A 14,737-nucleotide genomic window follows, 5' to 3' on the forward strand; every position below is an offset into this window, starting at 1 on the left:
GGTGGTGGTGGCGGTCACCTGCGTGTTTTCGGCGGCCTGTGCGGTGGTGGGCATCAGGGTGAGGGCGGCGGTTGCGGCGCCGGTGGTGGCGATGCCGGTGAGGGCGAGGGTGCGCAGGCGGGCGAAGCGGTTGGTGCGGGTGATCGTCGTGCGCAAGGAAGTCTCCAGGGGCGTCGTCGGGGGGTGCCGTCCGCTGCGGGTGGCGGTGGCGGTGTGGCATGAGGGCGGGGTCCTCGTGTCGTTGCGGTCCGGGCGGTGTGCTGGGTTTGCGTCCTGTCCGGTCGCCGTGCAACGACAGCCATGTTTGGGCAGGCCCGCGACGGGTTGCAAGAATGTGACGTACTACCCTGCATCGGAGCGATGTCCGGATTGTGCCGATATTGGTATCTATGAGCACGCCGGATGTGGTCTGTCTGCTACGACCGTTCTTAGCATGTGATCTGGCTCCTATGGACAGCCTCACACTCACAGGCCCCCGAAGGCCGCCCCACGGGTCTCATACAGAGTCGTGGACCGGGCCATGATCACCGGCAAGGCGGGGCCGTGGCACAGAGGTAGCGTGCCGCGACGACATCCCGGAGGACGTCGGTTGAAACCGACCGCCCCGCCCCTAACCCACCTCGGTCTGAGAACCTCGAGGGCGGTGGCCGGTTCGGCCCGGACGGCACGGTGACCGGGATGGTGGGTGGCCTGCGGGCAGCGAGTCGAGTCGCGCACTCCGACCAGCGGCTGCGTCGGTGGCTCAGGCAGCCTGACGATTGACGAACGCCGCCGGCCGGGGTGCTCCTGAGGGGGCTTCCTCGAATCTCAGGTCGCCGTCCAGCCCCCTTCACAGCCAGCCGCGGCGGGCCGCCTGCCAGGCGAGCTGCATGCGGGTGGCGGCGCCGGCGAGCGTCATCATCTGCTGGATGTGGCGCTGGACGGTGCGCCGGCTCAGGTTCATCTGGCTGGCGATGGCCTTGTCGGCGACGCCCGCCACGAGCAGCGACAGCAGCCGGCGGTGGGTATCGCTCAGCGGGTCCGCTTCCCCGGCGCCGTCGGCACCGCTCATCGCTCCGGACGCACTGACGTGCAGCGGTACCGCGTCCTCCCAGTAGCGTTCGAACAGCGCGGTCAGCGCCTCCAGCAGGCTGCTGTCGCGCAGCAGCGCCGCGGTAGGTTCGCTGGGACTGCCGTGCGGGCCGCCGGGGACCAGGGGACAGATGGCTATGGTGCGGTCGGCGACCGCCAGCCGCAGCGGCAGGTGGGGCACGGAGCGGGCCATCTCCCCGGCCTGGACGCCCTCGACAACGTTGGCGATGGCCCCGTCGTCGTCGAAGAACGCCCGCTCGTACAGGACGCGATAGCGCACACCGCGGGCCAGGGCGTCGTATTCGGCGCGGTTGCTCCCCGAGGGCATGGCGACGTACTGCGCCTTGCAGAACCAGAGCATCTCGTGGCGTGCGTTCTCCTGCATCTGCCGCAGATGCTGGCGCAGCGCCTCACTGCCGGTGATCACCTCGATGAGCTGGCCGGCGTCCTGGCGGCGCGCGGTGCTGCGGTAGCTCTCCAGCAGGTCGGTGACCGCGGTGCGGGCCTTGTCGAGGGCGTCGGCCTGACGTTGCAGCCGCGGCAGCAGGGCCACGTCGGGCGGGGTGGCGGTGTAGTGCCGCGGGAGGCTGTCGGTCGGGCTGGCCAGCCCCTTGGTGGCGAGGGCGGCGAGGACGCCCTCCGTCTGACCGGGTGGCAGACCCGTCTGCTCGGCGACCTCGTCCGCCGAGGCCGTCACGGTGGTGACCAGAAGCCGGTAGACGGTCTCCTCGACCGCGGTGAGACCAGCCGCCTCGAGCATGCCGCGTTCCTCCGGGTACAGGACGGTCCGCACGGCAGGGGCACCGCATGGGCACAAGCCGTACACATCGTTAAAGGCTGGACTATACCCGGGAAATGTTTCGTGCCAATGGCACGGCGGGTGCCGGGGCCCACACTCCCCTGCACCCGCCGCAGTGTCAACGGTGACGTCCCACCGTCACCGTCCTCCGGAGGCCCGTGCGCCGCTGTGCAGATACGCGCGGTCCACCGTCTGCCGGACGCTGTTGCCCGCCGCGTCGGTCGCGGTCACACGCAGCGTCACATAGGCGTCGTCGCGCACCCGCGACGGACGCTCCACGGTGGCGGTGAAACCGCCACCCTTGCGGGCCGTGGTGGCCCGGGTCCAGGTCCGCCCGTCGTCGTAGGAGGTCTCGACCCGCAGGGTCACCCCGCGCGGCGCGGCCATGCCGTCCTGCATCCGCACGTTCAGGCCCAGTTCGTACCGGCGGGCGTGGCCCACCGCGTTGCGGGCGTCGACCGGCACGGAGTAGTCGACCTGCAGCAGGGGCAGTGTCGTCGGCTGCGCCTCGGTGCCCGAGCGGAACGTCCACGAGGTGCGGGTGCCGGTGCCGAAGCGCCAGTCGTCCGAGGTACGGGCGGTGGTCAGGTCCAGCCGGTACTCGGCGTCGCCCGCCGGCACCTCGATGTCGCCCCACGCGCCCTGGTCGGACTCGGCGATCCGCTTCCCGTCGCGGTAGAGCACCGCGGTGGCGGTGTCGTCCACCGGGGCTCCGGCGCGGGCAACGCCGGTTCCGATCCCGCCACCCATGTCGTTGAGCTCGTAGAACGAGTAGTGACCGGTGCCGGAGTCGTTGAACTCCGGAACGTAGACGGACAGGGTGTTGCCGTTGCGCACCGACGGCCAGGCCGCACCGCGCGGAATCGACGGACGGACCACGGCCCCGAACCAGCGCTCCGTGGCCTTCTGACCGGGCCGGTAGGTGCGCGGCAGGTTCTGCATGCCTGCCCCGAGCGGGGTGTCCACGCCGAAGACGACGTTGTGGTGCACGGTGTGGCGCCACAGGGTGTCCCCGCCGGTCACGTACTCCACGCGCTCCTGGCCCGTCGGCACCTCACGGCTGTACTGGTTCCAGGCGGTGTCCTGGTACGGACGCCACCCGAAGCGCTGCTCACTCGCCCACTGCGAGGCGCCGGTACGGGTGTAGGTGCTGCGGACCACGGCGCTCTCGCGCTCGGAGACGGTGTGCACCAGGTTCTTCGGAACGAAGCCCTTGGACACCTGCATCACGTCGTACAAGTACGGGCTGCGCACCGTGCCGGAGAACTCCACCGTGGTGGTGCGCTTGCTGATGCTCTTGAGGAGCGCGGTGCCCTCCGCCGCGCCGGCGCGCATGGTGGGCACGGCCATCCGGTCACCGGTCGGGCTCCACCGCGTCCAGGGGTAGAAGCCGTCCTCCACGACCAGCATCAGCGCCTTGGCCCCGGCCGCCTTCGCCGCCTCGGCGAGCTCCCGTTCATCGGTGAAGTGCCAGCGGACGACGGCCAGTTTGCCGCGGACGCCGGCCTTCTTCAGCTCGGCCGCGGTGCCGGTACCGGCGTCGACGGCGGTCAGCTCGGCGCCCTTGTCGTCGAAGGCCGGGGACGCGGGCACGTAGTACGGGGTGAAGGCCGACGACGTGCCGGAGACCTTCGCCCTCAGCTGCGGGGCGACCAGCTGCCAGCGCGAGGCGAACTCGAAGTCGCCGTCGGTGACGCGCGCGGTGGGGCTGACGTAGATCCGCTTGGCGATGTCGAAGAACATCACGCCCTGGATCAAACCGTTGCCGTCGATCTTCCGGTACGTCTGGTAGCTGAGGATGCCGCGCTGCTCGGCGGGTCGGGGGGTGCGGATCTTCACCTCGGTGACCTTGGAGGCGTCGAGCGTCACCGTGGTGTCCTTGGTGACCTTCACCTCCGGGTTGACCACCTCGCGCAGCTCCTGGCCGTCGGCGGCGTTTTCCAGCGTGCCGAAGCTGAGCTGGTACGTGCCCTCCTCGACCTCGGCGACGGCGGGCTCGACGCTGCTGTACTCCACGAACCCGTCGGCGCCCCAGATCGTCGGCGCCGCGCCCTCGATGACCTTGCCGTCGCGGTCGCGGGCGATCACGGTCAGCTTGTGCTTGGGAGCGTGCACGTTGAGGCTGACGGTGGTGTGGGCGACAACGGTGCCGTCGGCTGCCGTGGCGGTGACGTAGCCGTAGTACTTGCCGCGCGCGGCGTGGGCCGGGTCGGTGCTCACGGGGACCTCGGTGGTGGCACCGGGCGCGACGCTCACGGTGCCGGAGCCGAGGGTGACGACCCCGTCGGGCAGCGCACGCCCGGTTCCGGTGGACAGCTTGACGGCCAGCTTCAGATCGACCTGCTTGTCACCGGTGTTGGTGTAGCGCACGGTGGCCGCCTGCTGCCGTCCCGCCGTTCCGCCGTTCTGGACCGAGGGCAGCGCGATCGTGCCGGTCGCCGTGATCGGGCCGGTGGCGGTGGCCAGGTCGATCCGGCCGCCGCCCTGCTCGGTCACCTTGGTGCCGGGCACCGTGCGTGAGGTGCTGATCAGCGCGTCCTTGATCTGCTGCGGGCCCCAGTCCGGGTGCTGCTGCGCCAGCAGCGCCGCGGCGCCCGCGACATGTGGAGTCGCCATCGACGTGCCCGAGGCGGCGACGTAGTTCGCGTCGACCGGGTCGCCCATGGTGGTGCCCGCGGCACGGGCGGCCACGATGCCCACGCCCGGGGCGGTCACGTCGGGCTTGACGGCGCCGTCGCCGAAACGTGGGCCGCGGCTGGAGAAGGAGGCGAGGGAGTCGTCCCGGTCCACGGCGCCCACCGTCAGCGCGGCGTCGGCGGCGCCCGGCGAGCCCACGGTGGACGGACCCGGGCCCGCGTTGCCCGCGGCGATGACGAACAGCGTGTCCGTCGACGCGGTCAGGGTGTTGACGGCCTGACTCATCGGGTCGGTGCCGTCGGTCTGGATGTCCGCGCCGAGGCTCATGTTGACGACCTTGGCGTGCTTGCCCGCCGCCCACTCCATACCGTCGATGACCTGCGACTCCGACCCGGAGCCGTCGTCACCGAGCACCTTGCCGATCAGCAGGTCCGCCTTGGGCGCCACGCCCCGCCGGGTGCCCGACGACGCCGCGCCGGTGCCGCCGACGGTCGAGGCGACATGCGTGCCGTGGCCGAAGTGGTCGACGGTGTTGCCGCTGCCGGAGAAGTCCTCGGCCTCGGCGATGCGTCCGGCCAGGTCGGGATGGGACGCGTCCACACCGGTGTCCAGCACGGCCACCTTCACGCCCTGGCCCTCGTAGCCGGCCTTCCAGGCGGTGGGCGCGTTGATCTGGCCCGTGCTGCGGTCCAGGACGGCCTTGACCCGGCCGTCCAGCGAGACCCGAGGGGTCACCGCGGCGCGGGCGGCGTCCGCGGCCCCGCCGGGGTTCAGCGTCTTCCAGAAGGCGCCGAGTTCGTCGCCGTCGACGCGGAAGGAGCGGGCGTCGATGCTCTCCAGGGTGCGCGCGGGCGTCTTGTCCGCGCGCAGCGCCACCAGCCGGTCCGCGGTCGCCTCGGCGGCCTTCGCGGCCTGGGACGCGACGCGGGCCCCGTCCCGTGCCGGCTCGGGCCGCGAGGAGACGATCAACGGCAGCGCGGAGGTGTGCGCCTCGTCGTAGCCGGCGGCGATCAGCGCCGTCACGTCGAACAGCCTGCGGTCCAGGGTGCCCGCGGACACCAGTGCCTCGGCGTCGAAGGGCAGGACGGTCAGGGACTTGTCGTCGGCTTCCAGCGTGCGGAAGGGGATGCGGTCGCGGCCGGGTCCCGGCTGGACCGAGGCGGTGCGCCGTCCGCCGGGCAGCGACGTCACCGTCACCCGGTCGCCGGTGACCAGCCGGACGGTGGTGGAGGACGCCTCGCCACGGTCGGTGGATCGCGCCGGTGCGTCCGAGGCGGTCGGCTCGGAGGCGGTGGCCGTGCCCCCGAGCGTCACCACCAGTACTGTCGATATCGCCGCCCCGAGGCGGAACCTTGCCATCAGCCAAACACCTTTCGTACAGCTCCGGGTTACGCGCTGTCCGACAGAATCTGCTGATGCCGGGAAGGTGTCACCGGGTACCGGCTGTCACAGCTGTGACATGTCCCAAGGGCGACACGGTACTTCGGGCAACCGGTGTCGATCCCTGCCAGTCCACGCCGAAACCGTTGCCGCCGGTACGAAAGCCCCCTCGAGGGGCCCGAAGAGCGGCCCGCGCCGGCGCCGCCGCCGTGGGCCCCACGGGGGGCCGCCGGAACTGACGGCGGCCCGGCGGTCGTCGCGCCAACCGGGCGACGCCGCGGCCGCGTTGCGCACCGCGATGCGGCCGCCTGTGCGGGTTTGCGGGCTGGGGCGAAGGACGGAACGGGAGAGAGCTGTCACCGGCGGCCGGACGTGCGCGGCTTCGCCTGCCGCGCCTGCAGGACGGACACCGGCCGCGATCCGGCGACGTAACGGCTCGTCACGGCCGCCCCCCGGCCGGGTCCGCTCCGATGGACAGATAGGACGATCAGGTGACGAGCCGTAGATCGCGGGTTCTTCGGCTCAGGCGTGGTACTTGCACGCCCGCCCGGGCGAGATCCTCGTCGTTCTCGGCCTGGTGACGCGGCGGTTCATGCCGGTCCCTTCGGACGCGAGGCGGCAGCGTTCGACCTGTTCGGTCACCTGTTTGCAGATGTTCGGGGCTCATCCGGTCCGCCCAAGCCCCCCGACGACGAGACACCGATCTTGACCAGGCTCCACCACGAGTACCTCCCAACGAATTGAGGGAGGCGGGGCTGCACCACCAGATCTACCTGCGGCCCCCGCAGGACCGACCCCGCCAAGCTCAGGACGATTCTGCGGCAGCCCGTAGCAGCGCGATCCGCTTGAGGGTGCTGCTCCCGTGGCCGCGGACCGGCCTGGTTGACGCCGACAGCGGGCACGGGAGCGAGTGCGGTTGTTCATCCGGTCATTCAGCTGCCGCGAACCCGGCTACGGCCGGCCGACCACCTCGGGGACGTTGTAGCCCTCGGCCTTCAGCTCCGGCCGTGCCGTGTGCACGCGATGGGGCCAGGACATGGTGACCGTCCGGGACTCACCGGGCAGCAGCCACAGGTAGTTGTCGCCGTACTCGGCGGGCAGGATCCGCTGCCCGGAACCCGAGTCCACCAGGGACAGGCGCACCATCGCCGCCACCGACGAACCGCGGTTGGTCACCTCAGCCGTCAGCTCGTGGCGGTCGTCGGGGCCGCGTCGCGCGCCCCCGACGTCCACCGAGACCCTGGTCCGCCGCGTCTTGTTCAGCGCCCGCATGGCCTCCGGCGTCCTGTACCGCCAGTACGTGTTCTCGGTCAGTGTCCGCCCGTGCTCGTCCGTGAGCCGCAGGCGCAGCAGGTACAGGTCGGGCAGGGAACCCTGGGCGTCGGCGGTGAACGCCTTCGCCGTGGCCGACGCGGGCACGTCCACGGTCGCCTTCTGCTCGTCGGCCACCTGGCGGCCGTCCAGGTCGTACCAGCGGGCGGTCACCGTGGCTGTGCGAAGGGTGCGCGGGGTGTGGTTGACGGCGATGACCTGCCCGTCGACCGGGTTCGCCTGCACGTGCAGGGGTTCGCAGGCCTTGCGGGAGCCGTAGTAGGCGCCGTTGACGTCGAAGTCGTAGTCGTACGTCTGCCAGACCGTGCTGTACCAGGCCGGGTGGGACATCCACAGCAGCAGGGCGCTCGCGTCGTCCCAGAGCCTGGCGTTCCACGCCTCGAACATGGCGCGGTGGTTCTCGTAGTTGAGGAACTGCGCCTTGCGGCAGAAGTCGTCCAGGTCCTCGGCGGTGCCCAGCCGGGACTCGATGGCCGCGCGGTAGTTCTGCGGGGCCTGGTTTCCCTTGGTGCTCCAGTCGTGGTAGTACCAGGCGCCGCCGATGGGCCACTCGGCCTCGTCGCCGACCAGGCGGCGCATGGTGGCCGCCGTGGAGACCACGGGCATGCCGATCTCGGTGTGGAAGCCGAAGTTGTTGCTGCCGTACGTCGAGGCGGAGGAGTACTTCTCCGGCTCCACCCATCCGTAGGGGCCGCCACCGGTGACGATGCCACCGGCCGAGTTGTTCTGGTAGAGCACTCCGGGCGCCCCGGAGTGCACCGCGTCGCGCATGCCGTCGTCGATCGCGGCGGGCGGATTGCCCTCGTTGGCCCCGCACCACACCACGACGCTCGGGTGGATGCGGTAGCGGAGCACGACGTCGCGCGCCGTGCTGTTGAACGCGTCGTGGTCCGGCGGGTCCATGCCCCACGCGTTCGGGAAGTCGTTCCACACCAGGATGCCGTGCTCGTCGCAGCCGGCGTAGAACTCCTCGCGGTTGCTGCTGCCGACCCAGTTGCGGATCACCGTGAAGTTCATGTCGCGGTGCATCCGCACCGCCGTGTCCATCCGCTCGGCCGGCATCCGGCGCAGCAGTTCGTCCCAGCCCCAGTTGCCGCCCCGGCAGAACACCCGCACCCCGTTGACGCTGATCTTCAGCGGCGCGATGGAGTTGTCGACCGACGCGACGTCCTTCCAGTCGGAGTCGTTGTCGGAGACCTGGATGGTGTACGTCTTCGCGTACGCCTGCTCCCAGGTGATCGCCACCCGGTCGAACCGCTCGGGGGCGCCCAGGTCGAACCGGATCCAGCCGTCGTCCTCGTAGACCGAGGTCCAGCGGGTGTCGAGGTCGCCGTCCACGGCGTTGCCGGCGACCGTGCCCTCGCCCTCGGAGGAGGCGGTGGCGGGTTTGCGCGACGCCAGGTCGATGCCCGGTCTGGCGCTGTCCACGACGGCCAGGTTCCACATGGAGAAGCCCCAGCCGGTGGCCCGGGTCCGGCAGAACACCCGGACGTAGCGTGCGGTGACCGCGTCGAACCCGACGTTCTGCATGCTCGCCGCGCCGGAGGTGTGGAACGGCAGCGGCGCGGCGGCGTTGTCCACATCCTTCACGTCGGTCCAGGCCGAGCCGTCCTCGGAGACCTGGATGGTGTACGTCTTCGCGTACGCCTGCTCCCAGTCGACCGCGATCCGGTCGAAGGAGACCGAGGAGCCGAGGTCGACCCGGACCCACTGGTCGTCGTCGTACGAGGACGACCAGCGGGTGTCGCCGTTGCCGTCGGTGACGTTGGCCGCTTGGCGCGAGGGATCGTCGAAGGAGGACGCGGTCGCCTTCCTGCCGAGCGCCAGGTCGTCGCCGGGATCGGAGCTGTTCAGAACCGCCAGGTTCCAGATGGAGCAGCCCCAGTCGGTGGCGCGGGTGTGGCACAGGATGCGGACGTAGCGCGCCTTCTGCCGGGCGAAGTCCACGGTCTGGGTGAAGACGTCGCTGCCCCACCGGAAGGTCATCGGGACGGCGCCGTACTCGTAGCCGAACTGACGTATGCCGAAGCGGGTGGTGCGGCGGTCGCTCTCCCGGCCGTCCACGGAGGCGGTCAGGGTGAGGTCGTGCAGGTTCGGCTCGCCGTAGCCGTTGGGCCACCACAGCTTCGGGTCGCGCAGGCGCAGCTGCGGGAAGTCGGCGGGGGCGAAGACGACGTCGGTGCTTCCGCCGCCGGACACCGTCACGGTCCTGGTGACCTTCACGGTGTCGAACGCCGCGGTGACGGTGACCCGCCGGTCGGCGGAGTCGGCGTTGCGGATCGGGACCACGACGGTCAACTCGGCGGTGCGGGTGTCGGGCAGGTTCGGCAGCAGCGTGTCCACGCGCGGGTCGCCGATGACGGCGTGACCGGTGGAGCGCAGCCGCACGTGGTTCCAGAGGCCGGCCCCGCGGTCGCGCACCGCGGGCATCCAGTCCCAGCCGGAGGAGGCCAGGTACGTGGGGGAGTTGCGGTTCATCATGTTGGCGCCGGCGTCCACGAACGCCAGGCCGGCCGGGCCCTTGTCGGCGGGGCTGCCGGGGAACGGCATCGGGGTGATGTTCACCGCGACCGCCTGGTCGCCGGGCGCCAGCAGCTCGGTGACGTCGAAGGAGGCGCGCGAGAACGGGTTGCTGAAGGCGCCGGCCCTGGTGCCGTTGAACCAGACCTCGGCCTGGTGGTTGATGCCGTCGAACTCCAGCCAGACGTGGCGTCCCGCGCCGGTCCGCAGACCACGGGGCGGGGTGAACTCGCGCCGGTACCACCAGGAGTGCCGGGACAGCGCCTCGGGTATGTGCAGGTTGCCGAACCCGGCCACCGGGTCGGGCAGACGGCCCTGGTCCACCAGCGAGGTCAGCACGGTGCCGGGGACGGTCGCCGGGAGCCAGCGGCTCGTGTCGTGCCCGGGGCGGGACAGCACGGCACCGTCGGCGCCGGCCCGGTCGTCCATCGTCAGGTGCCAGCCGGACTCCAGCGGGACGGTGCCGTCGGCGGCCTGCTTCAGCGGCTGGGGACGCCGCTCGTGCACGCCCCAGTCGGTCCAGCCGGTGACCTCGGGACGGCGGGCGCGGCAGGTGCCGTACACCTGGAGGCCGTTGAGGCCGAGCGGGTTGGAGTTGGAACGTTCGGTGACGGTCATCCGCACCCAGCGCGCGGTGACCGCCTTCGGCAGCGCGATGTCCATCTCGCCGCCCTTGCCGGAGGTCGTGCGGTACACGGCCGTCCACGAACTGCCGTCGCGCGAGGTCTCGATGACGAAGGCCACCGCGCAACTGGACAGGATCTCCTGCCCGGTGGTGTTGTCGCGCGGGCTGCCGGCCGGGGAGTCCTGGAAGGGCGGGTCGTCGGACGTGGCCTCGAACACCAGCCGCAGCGAGGTGACGTCGCACAGTGCCTGGAGGTCGACCTTGATCCACTGCGGATCGCCCGCCGCGGCGCGCCAGCCGCTGCCCCTCACTCCGCGCACCGCGAGACGGTCCACGGCGAACTCGGCGGCCGTCGGGGCGTAGTCGGTCGAGGACACGAAGACCGGCCGGTACGCGGCGAGTTCGGCCGGGGGACTGGTGTCCGGGCGTGCGGTTCCGGCCGCGGCGGCGGAGGCGAGCGGGCCCATGCCGAGACCGAACCCGGCCAGCAGCGTGGACCCGGCCGCCAGTACGGTACGACGCGAGGGTGGGGAGAGCTGATCCGACATGAACAAGGCTCCGATCAGACAAGACCAGGGAACGAGGGACCCGTGGACCAGGGGATGACAACGTTGCCAACAGCGTTGACAACGTTGCCAAACACTGCCGCCGCGACTTCGGAGTGTCAAGGTGCCCGGGCGGCTCCACGTTTGTTTCTCGTAAATTAGTAATAAATATTGACAGGATTTCGGTCGAGCGTCACAGTCTTCGCCGTGGCGCCGCAGGCCCCTGCTCCGGTGCGGCCCGCGTCACGCATCCCACATCCCAATCCCTCGGAGAGGCACGTGACTTCACGCCCGCCCGCACACGATCACAGACGCGTCCGGTTCGCCCGGACCACGCTCGCCGCGGCCACCGCGGTGGCCCTGACCGCCACCGTGACGCCTTCCGCCCATGCGGCCCCGGCGGTGGACCAGGGCGCGCCCGACTACTACGACAGCGGTCTCGCGCCCACGCCCTACATGGGCTGGAACACCTACTACGGCCTCGGCGCGCCCACCGAGAAGGAGGTGCGCTCGGTCGCGGACGCACTGGTCGGCAGCGGTCTGCGGGACAGCGGCTACGACATCGTGTGGCTGGACGGCGGCTGGCAGGCCGACGACCCCCGCGACGCGCAGGGGCGGCTGGTGGCGAACCCCGAGCGCTTCCCGTCCGGCATCCCGGCACTCGTCGACTACCTGCACGAGCGCGGCCTGAGGGCCGGTATCTACACCGACGCCGGCACCTACGACGGCGGCAAGAGCTGCGGTCTGGGCAGCCGGGGCCACTACGAGCAGGACGCCCGGCAGTTCGCCGGGTGGAAGATCGACGCCGTCAAGGTCGACTTCCTGTGCGGCATCTCCGAGAAGCTCGACCCGGGCACGGCCTTCAAGGAGTTCAGCGACGCGGTCGCCAAGTCGGGCCGCAAGATGCTGCTGAACCTGTGCAACCCCCTCACCGACGACTGGGGCCTGCCCCACACCCCGGAGCAGGACGCGCACAACACCTACGCCTACGCGCCGACGATCGCGGACTCCTGGCGCACCGGCACCGACATCGCCTGGGGCACCCCGAGCCCCGGCCAGTGGCCCAACGTCCTGCGCAACATGGACGCCAACGCCTGGCACCCCGAGGCACAGGGGCCCGGCCACTACAACGACCCCGACTACCTGATCCCGACGCGCCGCATGCCGGACGGGACCCTGGAGCTGACCGAGGAGGAGTCGACCACCCAGTTCGTCATGTGGGCGGAGATGGGCTCCCCGCTGGTCCTGGGCTCCGACCCGCGCACGCTGTCGCCGTCGATGCTCGCCACCCTGCGCAACCCGGAGATCATCGGCGTCGACCAGGACCCCCTCGGCATCCAGGGCGTCCGCGTGGCCACCGACGCGACCGGTGACGTCTACAGCAAGGTGCTGTCCGGGCACGGCCGTCGTGCGGTCGTCCTGCTCAACCGCTCCGACCAGGCGGCCGAGCGCACCGTGAAGTTCTCCGACGCCGCCCTCGGCGGCCGGGTGAAGGTCCGCGACCTGCGGGCCCGCGCCGACCGGGGCACGCACACCGGGTCGTACACCGTCACCGTGCCCGCGCACGGCACCGCCTTCCTCCGGCTCACCGGCGAGGACGCGCTGCCGGGCGAGAAGCTCGGCCTGCCCGCCACCGCGAGCCCGGCCGCCGTCCGTACCGGCTCGGGGCTGAGCACCTTCGTGCGCGGCCCGCGCGGGACCCTGCTCCAGCAGACCTCCGAGGGCAAGGGCAACCGCGTCCACGACCTCGGCGGCCCGGTCCGCGGCGGCATCCTCGGCCAGCCCGCCGCCTACGCCTCGGCCGACGACCGGATCGACGTCTTCGTGCGCGGCGCCGACTCCCGGGTCTACCGGCGTGCCTACACCGGCGGCCGGTGGAGCGGCTGGCAGAAGCTGGGCGGCACGGTGGCCGACGCCCCGGGCGTCGCCTTCACGGACCCCGCGCACTGGACGTTGTTCGCCACCGGAGCGGACGGACAGATCGTCCGGCGCGGCGCGAACACCGGCTGGACCTCGCTCGGCACGCCCGGCAGCCGGCCGGCGTACGGCAGGCCGTCGGCGGCCGTCGACTCCGAGGGCCGCGTCCACGTCGCCGTACGCTCCGCCGCCGACGACATCTGGACCCGGACCCGCTCGGCGGACGGCGCCTGGTCCGACTGGACGTCGGTCGGCGGTACGGTCAGCGGCAGCCCGACCCTCGTCGCCTCCGGCGGCAGCGTCCTGCTCTACGCCCGCGCCGCCGACTACACCCTCTGGCAGCAGCGGTACGACGCCGGCGCCTGGCAGGGCTGGAGCAAGCGCCAGGAGTTCCCCAGCGCCGCGTTCGACGGCTCCCTCGGTGCCGTCGCGGGCCCGGACGGCACCGTCGACGCGGTCTACCGCGGGGTCGACGGCACGGTCCACCGCACCCAGTTCAAATAAATTAGTAATTAATCTTGACGTGGCGCGAGTGCCACGCGAACCTTGATCCGCCGCGACGGGGCCGTGCCCGGCCCCCGGCCGCACGGCCCCGCCGCGTGAATCCACAGGGAGCCCTTCATGACGAACCTTCAGACGAGCCGTCGGCGTTTCCTCGCCGGACTCGGTGCCACCGGGACGGCGGCTCTGCTCAGCGGCTGTGTCACCTCCTCCTCCGATGCCAAGTCCCCCGCCAAGGGCCCGGTGACCCTTCAGTCGAACCTCTCGGCGCCGCAGGCCAAGGCCGCGATGGAGGATCTGGCCGCCGCCTACGCCAAGAAGGGGTCCGAGCGCGTCAGCCTCAACACCGTCGCCGCCGAGACCTTCCGCACCCAGCTTCCGACGTACCTCACGTCCGCCAACCCGCCGGACGTCTACACGTGGTACCCCGGCTCGGTCGCCGACGCCTACGCGAAGAAGAACCTGCTGCTCGACCTCGACGACGTCTGGGCGTCCTCGCCGGACCTCAAGCGCTACTCCAAGGCGCTGAACTCGCTGTGCACCTCCAGCTCCGGCAAGAAGGTGTTCGTGCCCTCGACCTACTACTGGTGGGGCATGTTCTACCGGAAGTCCCACTTCGCCAAGTGGGGAGTCAAGGAGCCCAAGACCTGGGACGAGTTCCTCGACCTGTGCGACAAGCTCAAGTCGAAGGGCGTCGCCCCCATCGGTTTGGGCGCCGGCGGCAACACCCCCTGGGTCGCCTCCGCCTGGTTCGACTACCTCAACGTCCGCATCAACGGCGCCGACTACCACCGCCGGCTGCTGGCCGGGGAGCACCGCTTCGACGACCCCGAGGTGCACAAGGTCTTCGACCGCTGGGCCGAGGCCCTGCCCTACTTCGACCCCAACGGCACCGCCGTCGCCTTCCAGGACGCCACCACCGCTCTGCTCAACGGTCGCACCGGCATGATGCTCATCGGCACCTTCTTCGCCGACGCCGCGCCCAAGGACGCCCTGGACGACATCGACTTCTTCCGCTTCCCGGTCATCGACCCCAAGGTGCCGCTCGTCGAAGAGGCCCCCACCGACGGCTACTTCGCCAGCGCCCGCACCGGACGTGCCGAGCAGGTCGGCGACCTGATGAAGTACCTCGCCACCGCCGAGGCCCAGGAGATCTACATCAAGGGCTCCTCCGGCACCGTCCTGCCCTGCCACCCCGACGCCAAGGACGCCGGCACGGCCCTGGTGAAGAAGGGCCGCGCGCACATCGAGTCCGCCGCCGAGATCACGCAGTTCTTCAACCGCGACTCCAGCGACGCCCTCCAGCCCACGGCCGACACCGCGCTGACCAAGTTCATCGCCAAGCCCAAGGAGATCGGTTCCATCCTCACCACGTGGCAGCGCGACGCCCAGAAGATCTGGAGTGCCTGA

5 protein-coding genes are annotated in these 14,737 nt (G+C 71.1%); 2 read left to right on the top strand and 3 right to left on the bottom strand.

Annotation, left to right across the window (positions count from 1 at the left end):
• Positions 1 to 829 precede the first annotated feature (829 nt).
• The 3 genes from ACWDUZ_RS33125 to ACWDUZ_RS33135 form a co-directional block, all read right to left on the bottom strand.
• Positions 830 to 1,831 carry a helix-turn-helix domain-containing protein gene (locus ACWDUZ_RS33125; RefSeq protein WP_451635507.1) on the bottom strand — a complete coding sequence of 334 codons (1,002 nt, stop codon included), beginning with the start codon at positions 1,829 to 1,831 and terminating at the stop codon, positions 830 to 832.
• A 177-nt stretch (positions 1,832 to 2,008) separates the two neighbouring features.
• Positions 2,009 to 5,866 (bottom strand): S8 family peptidase, encoded by a 3,858-nt coding sequence (locus tag ACWDUZ_RS33130; RefSeq protein ID WP_451635508.1) that lies wholly within the window; start codon positions 5,864 to 5,866, stop codon positions 2,009 to 2,011.
• A 972-nt stretch (positions 5,867 to 6,838) separates the two neighbouring features.
• Positions 6,839 to 10,912 carry a discoidin domain-containing protein gene (locus tag ACWDUZ_RS33135; RefSeq protein ID WP_451635509.1) on the bottom strand — a complete coding sequence of 1,358 codons (4,074 nt, stop codon included), beginning with the start codon at positions 10,910 to 10,912 and terminating at the stop codon, positions 6,839 to 6,841.
• Between the two features lie 276 nt (positions 10,913 to 11,188).
• Between ACWDUZ_RS33135 and ACWDUZ_RS33140 the strand changes: the two genes are divergently transcribed.
• Complete coding sequence (locus tag ACWDUZ_RS33140; protein WP_451635510.1) at positions 11,189 to 13,330, top strand: glycoside hydrolase family 27 protein; 2,142 nt, start codon at positions 11,189 to 11,191, stop codon at positions 13,328 to 13,330.
• Between the two features lie 117 nt (positions 13,331 to 13,447).
• Positions 13,448 to 14,737, top strand: coding sequence for an ABC transporter substrate-binding protein (locus tag ACWDUZ_RS33145; protein WP_451635511.1), 1,290 nt, complete (start codon positions 13,448 to 13,450; stop codon positions 14,735 to 14,737).

The organism is Streptomyces sp. NPDC003393 (genome assembly GCF_053589015.1).